This is a genomic window from Hymenobacter sedentarius (genome assembly GCF_001507645.1).
In the GTDB taxonomy this organism is placed as follows: Bacteria; Bacteroidota; Bacteroidia; order Cytophagales; family Hymenobacteraceae; genus Hymenobacter; species Hymenobacter sedentarius.
On record NZ_CP013909.1, the window covers coordinates 589495 to 603787 of the forward strand.

Genomic DNA, 14293 nt, shown 5'->3' on the forward strand with positions numbered 1-14293 from the left:
TTTTTGGCGACGCAAGTGCTAAGGGTGGAAATTTTTACTCCACGGGCCTTTTCCGTTCATTTTCAGCTCCTAAAATTTACGGCTTGCCCAAGGTTAGCTTTAATTCGTTCAGCTTCATCAGCGCTTCGATTGGGGTCAGGGTATTAATGTCGAGGTGCTGGAGCAGCTCCCGAATGCGTTCCAAGGCAGGGTCCGAGGGCTCAAACATGCTGAGCTGCACGGTGGGCCGGGGTGCCGTGGCCACGGCCAAAGTCGCCCGCGGGCGCGGAATCGCCGCCTCGGCTTCGGGCTCGGGACCGGCGGCGGGCACCGCCACGCGGCTTTTGGCGCTGCGGGTGCCGTTGCTCAAGTCGTCGAGCAGGTCGTCAAACTCGGTTGGGGTGGCGTCTTCGGCGCCGGCGTTGGTGCGCTCCACTTCGAGGTGGTGCATGATTTCGTTGGCGCGCAGCACCACCGAGTGGGGCATGCCGGCCAGCCGGGCCACGTGAATACCGAAGCTGTGCTCGGAGCCGCCGGCCTGCAGCTTGCGCAGGAACAGGATGCGGCCGTCGGCCTCCTTCACGGCCACGTTGTAGTTGCGCACCCGCGGGCACTCGTCGGCCAGCTGGTTGAGCTCGTGGTAGTGGGTGGCAAACAGGGTTTTGGCCTTGGCTTTAGGATTATTGTGCAGGTGCTCCACAATGGCCCAGGCAATGCTGATACCGTCGTAGGTACTGGTACCGCGCCCGATTTCGTCCATCAGCACGAGGCTGCGGTCCGAGAGGTTATTGAGGATGCTGGCCGTTTCGGTCATCTCCACCATGAAGGTGCTTTCGCCCTTGCTCAGGTTGTCGGAGGCGCCCACGCGGGTAAAAATCTTATCGATAATGCCCACGGTGGCCGCATCGGCGGGCACGAAGGAACCGATTTGGGCCAGCAGCACGATAAGGGCGGTCTGGCGCAGCAGGGCCGATTTGCCGGCCATGTTGGGCCCGGTAATCACCACAATCTGCTGCTCGTCCTGGTTCAGACAGATGTCGTTGGGGATGTAGCTTTCGCCGGGCGGCAGCTGGCGCTCAATCACGGGGTGACGGCCGGCGCGAATGTCGAGCACGGTGCCGTCGTTCACCACTGGCTGCACGTAGCGCTGCTGCCGCGCCGTGAGGGCAAACGAGGCCAGGCAGTCCATCACGCCAATGGCCCGGGCATTCTGCTGGATGTGGGGCACGAAGTCGAGCGCGGCCAGCACCAAGTCAGTGTAGATGCGCTGCTCAATGGCGAAGAGCTGCTCCTCGGCGTTAAGGATTTTCTCCTCGTAGGTTTTCAGCTCCTCGGTCACGTAGCGCTCGGCGTTCACCAGCGTTTGCTTGCGAATCCAGGATGCGGGCACCTTGTCTTTGTGGGCGTTGGTGACTTCCAGGTAATAGCCGAACACCTTGTTATAGGCCACTTTCAGCGACGAAATCCCCGTGTTGCGCTGCTCGCGCAGCTGCAGCTGCAGCAGGTAGTCTTTGCCCGAGAAAGCCAGTGCCCGCAGTTCGTCCAACTCGGGGTCGATGCCGGGATTCAGCACACCGCCCTGGTTGGTGAGCAGAGGCGCGTCGGGCTTGATTTTGGCCAGGATTTCCTGGCGCAGGTTGGCGCAGGGATTGAGCTGGTCGGCCAGCTTCACGAGGGCCTTCACGCCGGAGGCGGCCAGCCGCTCACGCATGGGCGCAATGGCTTCCAGGGCGCGCGCCAACTGCAGCAGCTCACGTGGGTTCACGCGGCGCACAGCGACTTTGCTGATGAGGCGCTCGAGGTCGCTAATCTGGCGCAGGTGCTGGGTGAGGTCGCCCAGCAATTCTTCGTCGGCGACGAGGGCAGCCACAGTATCGAGGCGGCGCTGAATCTGGCTTACCTCTTTGAGAGGCAACACTATCCACTTGCGCAGCAGGCGCGCACCCATGGGCGTCAACGTCTGGTCGAGCACGTCGATGAGGGGTACGCCGCCGGGGTGCTGGGCGTGCACCAACTCGAGGTTGCGCACCGTGAAGCGGTCGAGCCACACGTACTTGTCTTCTTCCAGGCGGCCCAGGCTGGCCACGTGGCCCAGGTCGGAGTGCTTGGTTTCGGCGAGGTAGTGCAGGATGCAGCCGGCGGCTACGATGCCTTCCTTCAAGGTATCGACCCCGAAGCCTTTCAGCGACGTGGTTTTGAAGTGGCGGGTGAGGGTGTCGTGGGCGTAGTCATTGCCGAACACCCACTCATCCAGCGCGTACGTGCAGAAATCGGGGCCAAAATGCTGCTCAAACTCGCTGCGGCTTTTCTTGCAAAACAGCACCTCAGCGGGGCTGAAGTTCTGGAGCAGCTTGCCTAGGTAATCGAGCGTGCCCTGGGCCACCAAGAATTCGCCGGTGCTGATGTCCAGGAAGGAAATGCCGGCTTCGGCTTTACCGAAATGGATGGCGGCGAGGTAGTTGTTGGCGCGGCGCTCGAGCACGTTGTCGTGCATGCTCACGCCGGGCGTCACCAGCTCCGTGATGCCGCGCTTTACGAGGCCCTTGGCCAACTTCGGGTCTTCGAGCTGATCGCAGATGGCCACGCGCTGGCCGGCGCGCACCAGCTTGGGCAGGTAGTTGTCGAGGGCGTGGTGCGGGAAGCCGGCCAGGGCAATTTCGTTGGGGGTGCCACCGCCGCGCTTGGTGAGCGTGATGTCGAGAATGCGAGCGGCCGTGACGGCGTCCTCGCCGAAGGTTTCGTAGAAGTCGCCCACCCGAAACAAGAGCACCGCGCCGGGGTGCTGCTGCTTGAGCAGGTAGTACTGCTTCATCAGGGGCGTATCGACCGGCGAGCCCGGCGTAATGTGGTCGGGCCCAACGGACTTGATAACGAACTCTTTCTTGGGTGCGGTGGGTGCAGACAAAGCGAAAACCTATAGGAACGCGCCGCGGCGCGTCCAATCGTGGGAGAATGGCTACGCCACAGGGCAGCAGCCTTTCAGTAAAAAATATTGAGCCAGCGGCGTCATCCCGGGCTGCTGTTGCCAACACCCAACGCGCCCGGACGCGTTCCGATGGGTAGTTGGCGCGGCACCGAAGTACCTTTGGGCATGAGAAAACTCACGATGGCCGAGCTAAACCGGGTGGCGGTAGCTGACTTCAAAAGTACGCCCAAAAGCCCGGTGGTATTGGTGCTGGACAACGTGCGGAGCATGCACAACGTGGGTGCCATTTTCCGCACCGCCGACGCCTTCGCCCTGGAGAGAATATGGCTCTGCGGCATCACGCCGCGCCCGCCGCACCGCGAAATCACCAAGACGGCGCTGGGCAGCGAGGAGTCCATGGCCTGGGAATACGCCCCGGAAACCATGGCCGCCGTGGCCGGGCTGAAGGAGGCCGGCTACCAGGTAGTGGCCGTTGAGCAAACCACGGGCAGCGTCACGCTGCCCAACTTCCAACCCGAACCGGGCCGGCCACTGGCACTGGTGCTCGGCAACGAGGTTTTTGGCGTGGATGATGCCGTGCTGGCCCTCTGCGACCTGGCCGTGGAAATCCCACAGTTCGGCACCAAGCACTCGCTCAACGTGGGCGTGGCGGCCGGCGTGGTGCTCTGGGATGCGCTGGTGAAGCTGGGCGTGGTATAAAATTGAGCTGGCCGTTCGGGCCATTTGGTCGGTTAGCTGTTATAGGGCCATGAACGCTGATTCCTCCCCTCTCGCCTCCGTACGTCCCGATGCCGCGCTGCTGGCCCTGCGCCCCGCTATAGCTGCCGTTCAGCTCAGTGATGGCCCTGCCGCTACTGTGGGCGACTTCCTGCACGCCACGCTGCGGCCGGTGCTCAAGCTGCAGAACAACCTGCTCCTGGCCGTAGTGACCGACTTTGTCCTCGACCATCACATGGCCCTGGCCAAAGCCAGCCCAACCGACCAAGAGCGGCAACTCGCCGAACTGCTGACCCGCAACACCAAACTGCGCTACACGGTAATTGGGCTGATAACTGGCTGCTTCACCGACGAGGAATACGCCTTCTACCGCCAGCACCGCGCCGAACTAAACCGCCGGCTGCTGGAACTAGCCCAACGGCGCGTGCTCGACCAGACCAGCCGGGTGGTGGCGCTAACGGCGGAAGTGCCGGCCAGCTAGTTTCTTCGCGGGGAATGACGCACTACCAGGCTTTGGAGCTGCCCGAACATGCCACGGCAGCTGACATCCGGCGAGCATACCGCCGCTTGGTGCTCCTCACCCACCCCGACCGCACACCCGACCCAGCGGCACATGCCCGCTACCTGGCCATCAACGCGGCCTATGAGGTGCTGAGTAACTCGAACCGTCGGCAAGCTTACGATAATGCTTTGCATTATCAGGCGCCGTTATCCGCTACTTCTAGTCAAACGCAAAGGGCTCAACCACGCCCGGGAAATAACTATTCAGCCCGAACAAAGTCGGCTTCTGACACAGCCAATTACTTACAGTATGCTCCGCTAGGAAAAGCAGTCTGTAAAGCCCTCTTGATTTTCAGCCTGTTGCTCACCATTGACAGATTGTGGATTACCAATTTTCCGCACGAACGGGTCATAAAATCCACACAGTTTAGTAGCAAAAAAGGCTCCTATTGTGTAAAGGAAACGGAAAATGCCACCTTCCGTGGAGGGCCTTGCTTTAGAGTTGGAGAACTATTGGCACTGCGACGAACGGCGTTGTTTGGCCAAGTTATTTCGTTAAGCCCTACCACAGAAAATAAGGAGACGCCTATTGAGGACTACTGGGATATCAGTTTCCTCTACACCACAGGGGGCGCATTATTTCCTGTCATCATGTTCGTAACCGCTCTGGTTGGCGCGTGGCCCGGACCTGCTGGCAGACGCCAAGTGGATTGCGCTATGACAGCGGGCCTTCTCGCCGTATTAGTCTTCTGGCTACTGGCTACCTCCTAGTCGTACTTCGAGTCGCGCAAGTGCACGGGCTTGGTCTTTTTGCGCAGCCGCATGTTGAGCAGCTCAACAATCATGGAGAAAGCCATGGCAAAGTACAGGTAGCCTTTTTCCACCTCTTTGTGGGCGGCTTCCATCACCAGCATGAAGCCAATCATGATGAGGAACGACAGCGCCAGCATCTTGATGGTGGGGTTCTTGTTCACGAAGTTGGCCACGGCACCGCTGAAGCTGAGCATGATGGCCATGGCGAAAATTACGGCCGCAATCATCACCAGTACGTTGTCGACCAGGCCAACGGCGGTTAGAATCGAGTCGAAGCTAAAGACGATGTCGATGACGATGATTTGCAGGATGATGCTCATCATCGTGGCTTTTTTGCCACCGCCCAAGCCGTCCTCGTCTTCCTCGCCCTGCAGCTTGGTGTGGATTTCGGTGGTGCTCTTGTACATCAGAAACAGGCCGCCCGCCATCAGAATAATGTCGCGCCCCGTGACGCCGAACGGCTGGTCCAGCCACGGAAACGGCAAGTCGAACAAGGGCGCCCGCAGCCCCACAATCCAGGAAATGCTGAGCAGCAGGCCAATGCGAAATATCAGCGCCAGCAGCAGCCCGATGGTGCGCGCCCGCGCATGCTCGCTCTCGGGCAGGCGGTTCACCACAATGGAGATGAAGATGATGTTGTCAATCCCCAGCACGATTTCCATAAACGTGAGGGTAAGCAAGCTAACCCAGGTGGCGGCGTGGGCAAAGGCTCCGAAATCGTACACTTATTTTGAATGAAGAATGAGGAATTATTGAATGAAGAATGAGGAATTAAGAATGAAGAATTGGTCGTTGGGCTAATTCTTCATTCTTAATTCCTCATTCCTCATTGTCCGCTAGGACTTCATGTTCACGAACTGCAGCGGCAGCCCAATATCCGTTTTGCGCAGCACGGCGATGGCGGCTTGCAAATCGTCGATTTTCTTGGCCGAAACGCGCACCTGGTCGTCCTGCATCTGGGCTTCTACCTTCACCTTAGCGTCTTTGATGGCCTTGATGATTTTGCGGCCAAACTCCTTGTCGACGCCAGCGCGCACCTTGATGGTTTTCTTCACCAGCGCCCCGCTGGCCTGCTCGTCGGCCGAGAAGTCGAGGCTGGTGCCGTCGATGCCCTGCTTCACCACGCGGCCCAGCAGAATGTCTTCCAGGGCCTTCAGGCGCATGGAATTCTCCGACGACAGCAGGATGGTGTTTTCCTTTTTATTTAGCTCAATCCCGCCTTTGGTATCGCGGAGGTCGTAGCGGGTTTGCAGTTCTTTTTGGGCCGTGTTCACCGCATTTTCCAAGGTTTGCGGGTCTACTTTGCTCACGATGTCGAAGGAAGCCATAGCGGGGTAGGACGTAGTTTTGAGATGAGAAAGCGGCCGAGGCCGGGGCGTAAAGGTAACGGCCCGCACCGACCGTAGTTGCGTCCGCACCCCATCCCGTCGTTTATGTTCCAGCCCACCGCCGTTCATCCGCCCCGCACCCCCGCCGAGTGGGACGCCTATTACCAGCTGCGCTACGCCGTGCTGCGCCAGCCCTGGCAGCAGCCGCCCGGCTCGGAGCGCGTGCCGGCCGACGACGAACCCGGTACCATCCACGCCCTGCTGCTGGCCGATGAGGCAGCCGAGCCCCTGGTGGCCCTGGCCGTGGGCATGCTGCAGCCCACCGCGGCCCACCAGGGGCAGGTGCGGTTTATGGCCGTGGCGCCGCAGGCGGCCGGCACCGGCTTGGGCCGCCAGATAATGACCGCGCTGGAAACGCAGGCCCAGGCGGCGGGCCTCACCGAAATTGTGCTGCACTCCCGCGAAGCAGCCGTGGGCTTCTACCAGCGGCTAGGCTACGCGGTGGTGGAGCCGTCGCACACGCTGTTTGGGGTAATACCCCATTTTCTCATGCGCAAGCTGCTCTAAAATTTCTCGCGGCCGCGCCATAGGTCGGCGTAGAGGCGGAAGTCGCCGAGCAGCGAAAACTACGGGTGCTGGAAGGTGGCCGGCCGGTTGTGCTCCACGAAGAAATGGCCGACCCAGGCAAAGCCGTAGGCCGCCACTATGCCCGCTGGTAGCCAGCCCCACTGACCCGTAATGCCCAGCATTACCACACAGCCCAGAAACAGCGTGGTGCCCACAAAGTGCAGCACCCGGGTGCCGCGCCGGCTGTGCTCCCGCAAGTAGCGCGGGTAAAACTCGGCAAAGGTGAGCGGCAAAGCAGACATGGCAGGAATCAGTAATGGAGGCAGGAAATGACGAGCGGCCCGGCCGCAGCCGGACGTAAGTTCGGGAAATGACGTCAATTTTTACTCAACTTGCCAGCCCAAACGCTTTCCTTCTGTTTCGCGCCAAATCCGTGTCTGATACCCAGCTGCCCACTCGCCCTACCCCCGAGCTTGCCGCCATGGTGGCTGCTTACAACCACATGAACCACTACGGCCGCGCCAACGGCATGGCCCTGACCGTGCCGGCCCCCGGCCAGGCCGAGTACCGCATGACCATCCAAGAGGAGCACCTCTCCTCCCCTAATACCTGCCACGGCGGCGTGCTCGCCGGTCTGATGGACGCCGCCCTGGGCGCCTCGGCCCTGTCGCTGGCCTTCACCAGTCTCGAATTTGTGTCCACCGTCGAGTTCAAGATGAACTACCTGCACGCCGTGCACCTGCACGATGTATTGGTAGCTAAAGGCACGGTGGACCACACGGGCAAAAAACTCATTGTGAGCAGCTGCGTGATTTACCGCGTGGCCGACGGCAAGCAGGATGTCGCCGTAGCCCGCGGCCTGGGCACCTTTAACCGCTACCCAGCCAGCAAACGCGACTTTGCGAAGCTGTTGATGCAGTAAGGCCGGAAGATGCAATAATAACGGCGCTTAGGTAGCCTTAAGCTACGAAAGGTGTCATGCAGAGCGCAGCGAAGCATCTTATCACCGCTGGACGACTCAGGCGAGACAAGATGCTTCGCTGCGCTCTGCATGACACACGATTAATAGCAGGCGATTTGATTGGCTACGCGGTAAAGATGCTGCGCTGCGCTCTGCATGACGGCCTTATGGTTACTCACTGAGCGCAAAAAGCCCCGACTCTAGTAGAGTCGGGGCTTTTTATAATCAATCGTTTTGCTTGTACCAGTGCTTACAGCTCGGCGGTGGCGGCGTGCACGGGCACGGGCTCGTATTCATCTTCCATGTCGCTGAGCTGCGGGGCGGCTACTTTGCGCACGTTGCGGGCACAGTCTTCGTCGCGGTGGTTGCGGCCCACCGTGAACTCCACCCAGTCACCTTCGCGCAAGTCGTTGAAGTCGCCTTCGGTGAGGTCAGCGTAGCTGAAGAACAGGTTGTTAGGGGGCATCACCACAAAGCCAAAACCGTTTTTCAGGTTCTTGATGGTGCTCATGCCCAAGGTACCCACGGGGCCGGCGGCGGTGGGGCCGGCGGGCCGCACCAGCTTGGGCGCCGAAGGCGTGCTGGGCGCGAAAGCGGCGGGTTCGGACTGATTGACGAAGAGGGCTTCCACTACTTCGTCCTGGGCCTGCAGGCCGCGGTCGATGACGTCGTGCATGGCCACCGGATAGGTTACCTGCTCGAGCAGCTGCTGCGAGGCGCGCGTTACGCGGGTTTCGCCTTTGAAGTCTTCGTACTTGAAATCCCAGTTGAGCAGCATCACGCGGGTGCCCACGGTGTTGAGCTTGCGGATGAGGGGCACGTAGTCGCTGTCGCCGGCGATGAGCACCACCACGTCCAGGGTTTTGTGCAGGGCCAGCTCGAGGGCTTCGAGGGAGAGCCACACGTCGATGCCTTTTTCCTGCAGGCGGCCGTCACGGGTTTTCAGGGCCATGTAGTGCGTTTGCACGCCCAGGTTCATCAGAATGTCGTCGAGCAGGCGGTCGTGGAACAGGCGGTCCTTGTCGCGGGCTTCGGTAGCGGAGAGACGGCCGCGGAAAAAGTGAGCATCGGTAATCTGCGCCAGGCGCACGTCGACGTCTTCTTCCTCGGCTACTTGATGACGGATATATTCATGTAATCCTTCCAGGCTGATGCGTGCCTTGCGTTCGTGCTGGAAATAATAATAATCGCTGATTTTTAGAAAATAGTTGCCGTCATAAAAGACACCAACCCGAATTAAGGGGCTGTTCATCTGGTTCATGGTAATGGTTTTAGTAAAGTTAGAAAAGTGTTTAGGTGGGACAAAGAGTGTGGATTGGGTAGAATCGTCGGGCGGTCCGGAGGCTAATGCGCCCCCGGCAAGTCCCTGACAATCGGTATAGGTCTATCTAAAACGGTAGCCGCGGGTAATGCGAGGCGGGCCCGAAAGTGGTTGCTTTAATAGTGACTTTATAGAATGCCTACTGGCCGGGTTGATTGAAAACGATGGATAGTAACACGAACCAATACAATCACGGCCTTAATAAACTGGCATATCTGCTGCGAAGCTAATGGTATTGGCTGACTTATGCAACAGTATCTGCCGCCCCGCGAGCCCCTTATTGCCCGGCTCGCTAACTGGCCGGGACGGCGGCCGGCGGTTAAAAACCCATGTGGCCCACCACCAGGCCCAAAACCAGCATAGCGTAGCCCGCGCAAATGGCAATTTCCAGCATGTTGCCGGTGGCTGACCCGGTGCTGATAAGCGGAATTTTAAAGGAGAATTCGGATATAGGCAAAAACCATCTAACCCCGGCCTTGGTAAGGGTATCGGCTACAATGTGAGACAAGTAGCCGCTGCCGGCAAACAGCGCCACGCCGTGCCAGCCGAGGTGCTGGTCGGCCAGGTAGCCGATGTAGGTCCAGAGCGCCGTGGCCCAGATGGTGTGCGTCCAGGAGCGGTGCGACGTGAAGGGGGCCAGCGCCACAAACGTTCCCAGTAAACTAAGCCACAATTGTTCGGTGTACAGGCCCGCCACCACCGTGCCCAGGCCGGTAAACAGCAGCGCCAGCCGCCGCGCCGAACCGCCCTGCATGCCCACGCCGATGAGCCCAAACGCCAGCGCCGCCGTGTAGTACAGCCGCTGCTCGGCGCCCGGTACCAGCCGCAGGTAGGCATAGGCCCCCAGCGCCAATGCCCCGGCCGCGAAGGCCCAGCGCACGTAATTCTGACTAAAGCCCAGGCGCTTGCTCAAGCGGCTGTCGGGATGGTCCAGGTCGGGGGCGAGGCTGGAAAAACCGGCCAGGGCAATACCCGGCAGGGAAAACGGGATGCCGGGCACCAGCCCCGCAATGGCCACGCCGGTGATAAGGCCAATGGCCAGGTGAGAAGAGCCGCGCATAGAATAGCTGAGGTTATAATTACTGCCGCGAAGCTACTGCCTGCCCTTCGGTGCCCACCGCAACGGCAAAAGCCAGCCCAACGCGGGGCTAGTAGCGGCCGGGGTTCTCATATTATTAGCTTTGCTGGGAGTGAACGCTACGGCCGGGAAACCTTCGCTGCGGCTCTGCTGTATTTACCCCACCGCCCGACCGGAATTGCTCCGGCCGGGCTACTCTATTTATCCCGCGCCAGTCAAGACATCCTGTGCAAGTAGCTGATTTTCTTCGCCTCTACCGCCTTTCGCCCGAGTTGCAAACCCTGGCTTCACGCCTGCGCGCGGCCGCTAAGCCTGACCCCAGCAGCGTGCGCCTGCACCTGCGCGGCCTCGTGGGCAGCCAGGATGCGGTGGTGGCCGCTGCGGTGGCCCACGCCCAGCACCCGCACGTGTTCGTGCTGCACGACAAGGACGAGGCGGCGTATTTCCTATCGGATTTGCAGCACTTGCTGCCGGAGGGGCCCGAGGCGCTGCTGTTTCCCAGCTCCTACAAGCGCCCGTACCAGTTCGACGAGACCGAAAACGCCAACGTGCTGATGCGCGCCGAAGCCCTAAACCGGCTCAACACGACCCGCGCGGCCACCACCGGCAACAGCGTATTCATCGTGACTTACCCCGAAGCGCTGACGGAGAAAGTAATCAACCGGCAGAGCTTGGTAAAAAACACCTTCAACGCCAAGGTGGGCGACAAGCTGGACGTGAATTTCCTGGGCGAGTTGCTGGGCGAGTACGACTTCGAGAAGACGGATTTTGTGTACGAAGCGGGCCAGTACGCCGTGCGCGGCGGCATCGTGGACGTGTTCAGCTACGCCAATGAGCTGCCGTTCCGACTTGAGCTATTTGGCGATGAAATCGAGAGCATCCGCACGTTCAATCCCGAGACGCAGCTCTCGGTGGAGCCGCGGCCGAGCATCAGCATCATCCCCAACGTGCAGACCAAGATGCTGACGGAAACTCGAGAGGCGTTCTTCGAATTTCTGCCCCGCACGGCCTGCATTTGGATGAAAGACGTGCGCCAGACGCTAGATGTGGTGACAGAACTGTACGAGAAAGCCGAGGCTAACTTCCAGCAGATGCTGAGCGAGGCGGGCGGCATGCAAATCGTGAGCAAGCCCAGCGATTTGTTCGAGTCGGGCAAGAATTTCAAGAAGCTGCTCGACGAATTCGCGGTAGTGGAATTCGGCAAGCGCTTTCATTTCAAGAATGCCGAAACGTTTCAGTTCAGCGCCAAGCCGCAGCCCAGTTTCAACAAGGAATTTGAGCGGATGGTGAAGAACCTGAAGGAGAACCAGCTTCGCGGCTTCACCACCATCATCACGGCCGACACCGTGCGGCAGGCTGACCGGCTGCGCACCATCTTCGATGAGCTGGACAACAACGTGCAATTCCAGCACCTGCTGCTGGCCTTGCGCGAAGGCTTTATTGATGAGCAGCTTGAGCTGGCCGTGTATACCGACCACCAGCTGTTTGAGCGCTACTACCGGGCGCAGGAAACCCGCAAATTCTCGAAGAAGAAGGCGCTGACGCTGCGGGAGCTGAAAACGCTGCAGCCCGGCGACTACGTGACCCACCAGGACTACGGCATCGCGCGCTTCGCGGGCCTCACGCAGGTGGAAATCAACGGGCAGATTCAGGAGGCCATCCGGCTGGTGTACCGTGATGATGACCTGCTGACGGTCAGCATTCACTCGCTACACAAGATTGCCAAGTACAGCGGGGCCGAGGGCGCGCCGCCCACCATGAGCAAATTGGGCTCGCCGGAGTGGGAGAACAAGAAGAAGTCGGTTAAGAAGAAGGTCAAGGACATTGCGGCCGACCTCATCCGGCTGTACGCCAAGCGCAAGACCGCACCGGGCTTCGCTTTCTCGCCCGATGGATTTATGCAGGCGGAGCTGGAATCGAGCTTCATTTACGAGGATACGCCCGACCAGGCCAAGGCCACCGAGGACGTGAAGCAGGACATGCAGCAGCCCCACCCCATGGACCGGCTGGTGTGCGGCGACGTGGGCTTTGGCAAGACGGAAATTGCCATCCGGGCGGCTTTCAAGGCCGTGGCCGATGGCAAGCAGGCGGCCGTGCTCGTGCCCACCACCATCCTGGCCATGCAGCACTACAAGACCTTCCGCGACCGGCTGGCCACGCTGCCCGTGACGGTGGAATACATCAACCGCTTTAAGTCGACCAAGCAGATTAAGGAAACCCTGCAGCGCGTGGCCGAGGGCAAAACCGACATTCTCATCGGCACGCACCGGCTCACGAACAAGGACATCAAGTTTAAGGACCTGGGCTTGCTCATTATCGACGAAGAGCAGAAGTTTGGGGTAAAAACCAAGGACAAGCTCAAGGAGCTGAAGGTGAACGTGGACACGCTCACGCTTTCGGCCACGCCCATTCCGCGCACGCTGCATTTCTCGCTGATGGGCGCCCGCGATTTGAGCGTGATTGCCACACCGCCGCCCAACCGCCAACCGGTGCAAACGGAGCTGCACGTGTTCGACGAAATCCTGATTCGCGACGCGGTGTCGCGGGAGTTGAAGCGTGGGGGGCAGGTGTTTTTTGTGCACAACCGCGTGAAGGACATCGAAGAAATGGCCAACACCATTTTGCGCCTCGTGCCGGATGCGAAAATCACCTACGCCCACGGGCAGATGGACGGCGAGATGCTCGAGAAGCGCATGATGAAGTTCGTGGAGGGCGAGTACGACGTGCTGGTGAGCACCAACATCATCGAAAGCGGGCTCGACATTCCCAACGCCAACACAATCATCATCAACCGCGCCCACCTGGCCGGCCTCTCCGACCTGCACCAGATGCGCGGCCGCGTGGGCCGCTCCAACCGCAAGGCCTACTGCTACCTGCTCACGCCGCCGGTGGCCAACCTGCCGGCCGACGCCCGCAAGCGCTTGAGCACGCTGGAGGAGTTTTCGGACCTGGGCGCAGGCTTCAACGTGGCCATGCGCGACCTCGACATTCGCGGGGCGGGCAACCTGCTGGGCGGCGAGCAGTCGGGCTTCATCAACGACTTGGGCTACGAGACCTACCACCAAATCCTGGACGAGGCGGTGCAGGAGCTCAAGGAAACCGAGTTCCGCGACCTGTTCCTGGGCGACTCCAACCAGCGGCTACAGCAGGCCGCCGGTGCGGGCCGCATTCAGGAATGCAACGTGGAGACCGACCAGCAGGTGCTCATCCCGGAAAAGTACGTGAGCAACGTGTCGGAGCGCTTGCAGCTCTACGCCAAGCTAGACCGCGCGCAGAAGCCGGAGGAGCTGCAAAAGCTGCTCACCAGCATGACGGACCGGTTTGGCCCGCTGCCGCCCGAAGTGGAGCAACTGGCCGACATCGTGCGGCTGCGCTGGCAGGCGTGCAAGGTGGGCTTTACCAAAATCACGCTCAAGCGCGACACCCTGAAAGGCTTTCTGCCCGCCGATGACGACCACAAAGCCTACTTCCAGGGCGAGCAGTTCGGCACCATCCTGAACTACGTGCAGACCCACTCGCGCACGGCCAACCTCAAGGAGAAAAAGGAACAGCTGATTGTGACGTTTGAGGAAGTGCGCTCCATTCAGCAGGCCAAGCGTGTGCTGAGTGAATTGGGTAGCGAGGAGGCGGTGGCGGTATAAGCTGAAAAGTAGCTTTTTCTACCAACGCTGGGAGCTGGAATGCCGTAAGGTTCAGTAATCCTTTTCGCATTTCAACCTCTATCCGTTTTATGAAAAAGCTCCTTGTTCTAGCCCTTCTGGCTGCTAGTATTGCTACTGCTTCGGCCCAAACGCCGCAGTCCCGCGCCGGGTCCCATTCGGCGGCCGACCGAGCCGGCAGCCGTACCTCAGCCAGCCCAGCGGCCAGCTCCACTACCGTAACCCCCAATTATTCGACGCCCACCGGGCAGCGGAGCGGCAAGAAAATCAACACCGCGCCGGCCACGGGCGCCACGCGCGCCTCGCGGTCCAGCTCCACCACCAAAGCCGCCCGGCAAGGCGGCGCCACGGGCAGCGGCAACAGCGAGACGACGTCGAAAAACAGCAAAGCCACGCCCGGCGTAAAGAAATAGCGCACTGCTGCGCTGCTTGGCCCGGTCTGC

Annotated in this window: 13 protein-coding genes; 7 read left to right on the forward strand and 6 right to left on the reverse strand. The window is 60.3% G+C overall.

The window, feature by feature from the left end:
* Positions 1 to 76: 76 nt before the first annotated feature.
* Positions 77 to 2791 (reverse strand): DNA mismatch repair protein MutS, encoded by a 2715-nt coding sequence (gene mutS / locus AUC43_RS02485; RefSeq protein ID WP_068198104.1) that lies wholly within the window; start codon positions 2789 to 2791, stop codon positions 77 to 79.
* 279 nt (positions 2792 to 3070) lie between these two features.
* Here mutS and AUC43_RS02490 point away from each other — a divergent pair, with 279 nt between their 5' ends.
* Genes AUC43_RS02490 through AUC43_RS19940 form a run of 3 tightly spaced genes read left to right on the forward strand, consistent with a single transcriptional unit; the run spans position 3071 to position 4894 of the window.
* Positions 3071 to 3604: an RNA methyltransferase gene (locus AUC43_RS02490; RefSeq protein WP_068189487.1), complete on the forward strand. Its 534-nt coding sequence runs from the start codon at positions 3071 to 3073 to the stop codon at positions 3602 to 3604.
* Positions 3605 to 3653: 49 nt separating this feature from the next.
* Complete coding sequence (locus AUC43_RS02495; RefSeq protein WP_068189490.1) at positions 3654 to 4103, forward strand: hypothetical protein; 450 nt, start codon at positions 3654 to 3656, stop codon at positions 4101 to 4103.
* 14 nt (positions 4104 to 4117) lie between these two features.
* Positions 4118 to 4894 (forward strand): J domain-containing protein, encoded by a 777-nt coding sequence (locus AUC43_RS19940; RefSeq protein ID WP_071885798.1) that lies wholly within the window; start codon positions 4118 to 4120, stop codon positions 4892 to 4894.
* Here AUC43_RS19940 and AUC43_RS02505 read toward each other — a convergent pair.
* Both AUC43_RS02505 and AUC43_RS02510 read right to left on the reverse strand, forming a co-directional pair.
* Positions 4891 to 5661, reverse strand: a complete 771-nt coding sequence (locus AUC43_RS02505; protein ID WP_227786014.1) for a TerC family protein — start codon at positions 5659 to 5661, stop codon at positions 4891 to 4893. The genes AUC43_RS19940 and AUC43_RS02505 overlap by 4 nt on opposite strands.
* A 111-nt stretch (positions 5662 to 5772) precedes the next feature.
* Complete coding sequence (locus AUC43_RS02510) at positions 5773 to 6264, reverse strand: YajQ family cyclic di-GMP-binding protein (protein ID WP_068189500.1); 492 nt, start codon at positions 6262 to 6264, stop codon at positions 5773 to 5775.
* A 105-nt stretch (positions 6265 to 6369) separates the two neighbouring features.
* Between AUC43_RS02510 and AUC43_RS02515 the strand changes: the two genes are divergently transcribed.
* Positions 6370 to 6831 (forward strand): GNAT family N-acetyltransferase, encoded by a 462-nt coding sequence (locus AUC43_RS02515; RefSeq protein WP_068189503.1) that lies wholly within the window; start codon positions 6370 to 6372, stop codon positions 6829 to 6831.
* Between the two features lie 59 nt (positions 6832 to 6890).
* Here AUC43_RS02515 and AUC43_RS02520 read toward each other — a convergent pair whose 3' ends face one another.
* Complete coding sequence (locus tag AUC43_RS02520) at positions 6891 to 7133, reverse strand: Mpo1-like protein (RefSeq protein ID WP_071885799.1); 243 nt, start codon at positions 7131 to 7133, stop codon at positions 6891 to 6893.
* A 131-nt stretch (positions 7134 to 7264) separates the two neighbouring features.
* Between AUC43_RS02520 and AUC43_RS02525 the strand changes: the two genes are divergently transcribed.
* A complete protein-coding gene (locus tag AUC43_RS02525; protein ID WP_233254090.1) occupies positions 7265 to 7753 on the forward strand; it encodes a PaaI family thioesterase in 489 nt (162 codons plus the stop codon).
* Between the two features lie 289 nt (positions 7754 to 8042).
* On the opposite strand, the gene AUC43_RS02530 is transcribed toward AUC43_RS02525, so the two are convergent.
* Both AUC43_RS02530 and AUC43_RS02535 read right to left on the reverse strand, forming a co-directional pair.
* On the reverse strand, positions 8043 to 9044 hold the full coding sequence (locus tag AUC43_RS02530; protein WP_317206792.1) for an NYN domain-containing protein: 1002 nt from the start codon (positions 9042 to 9044) through the stop codon (positions 8043 to 8045).
* 388 nt (positions 9045 to 9432) lie between these two features.
* Positions 9433 to 10173, reverse strand: coding sequence for a metal-dependent hydrolase (locus AUC43_RS02535; protein ID WP_068189516.1), 741 nt, complete (start codon positions 10171 to 10173; stop codon positions 9433 to 9435).
* Positions 10174 to 10418: 245 nt separating this feature from the next.
* Between AUC43_RS02535 and mfd the strand changes: the two genes are divergently transcribed.
* Together mfd and AUC43_RS02545 are read left to right on the forward strand one after the other, a co-directional pair.
* Positions 10419 to 13832 carry a transcription-repair coupling factor gene (mfd, locus tag AUC43_RS02540; RefSeq protein WP_068189523.1) on the forward strand — a complete coding sequence of 1138 codons (3414 nt, stop codon included), beginning with the start codon at positions 10419 to 10421 and terminating at the stop codon, positions 13830 to 13832.
* Positions 13833 to 13921: 89 nt separating this feature from the next.
* Positions 13922 to 14263, forward strand: a complete 342-nt coding sequence (locus AUC43_RS02545; RefSeq protein WP_068189526.1) for a hypothetical protein — start codon at positions 13922 to 13924, stop codon at positions 14261 to 14263.
* Positions 14264 to 14293: the final 30 nt, after the last annotated feature.

Excerpts from the sequence above, each read along its gene's own strand:
- mutS (WP_068198104.1), bottom strand. The coding sequence starts at position 2,791 with ATGAAGCAGTACTACCTGCTCAAGCAGCAGCACCCCGGCGCGGTGCTC.
- AUC43_RS02490 (WP_068189487.1), top strand. The coding sequence starts at position 3,071 with ATGAGAAAACTCACGATGGCCGAGCTAAACCGGGTGGCGGTAGCTGAC.
- AUC43_RS02495 (WP_068189490.1), top strand. The coding sequence starts at position 3,654 with ATGAACGCTGATTCCTCCCCTCTCGCCTCCGTACGTCCCGATGCCGCG.
- AUC43_RS19940 (WP_071885798.1), top strand. The coding sequence starts at position 4,118 with ATGACGCACTACCAGGCTTTGGAGCTGCCCGAACATGCCACGGCAGCT.
- AUC43_RS02510 (WP_068189500.1), bottom strand. The coding sequence starts at position 6,264 with ATGGCTTCCTTCGACATCGTGAGCAAAGTAGACCCGCAAACCTTGGAA.
- AUC43_RS02515 (WP_068189503.1), top strand. The coding sequence starts at position 6,370 with ATGTTCCAGCCCACCGCCGTTCATCCGCCCCGCACCCCCGCCGAGTGG.
- AUC43_RS02520 (WP_071885799.1), bottom strand. The coding sequence starts at position 7,133 with ATGTCTGCTTTGCCGCTCACCTTTGCCGAGTTTTACCCGCGCTACTTG.
- AUC43_RS02530 (WP_317206792.1), bottom strand. The coding sequence starts at position 9,044 with ATGAACAGCCCCTTAATTCGGGTTGGTGTCTTTTATGACGGCAACTAT.
- AUC43_RS02535 (WP_068189516.1), bottom strand. The coding sequence starts at position 10,173 with ATGCGCGGCTCTTCTCACCTGGCCATTGGCCTTATCACCGGCGTGGCC.
- AUC43_RS02545 (WP_068189526.1), top strand. The coding sequence starts at position 13,922 with ATGAAAAAGCTCCTTGTTCTAGCCCTTCTGGCTGCTAGTATTGCTACT.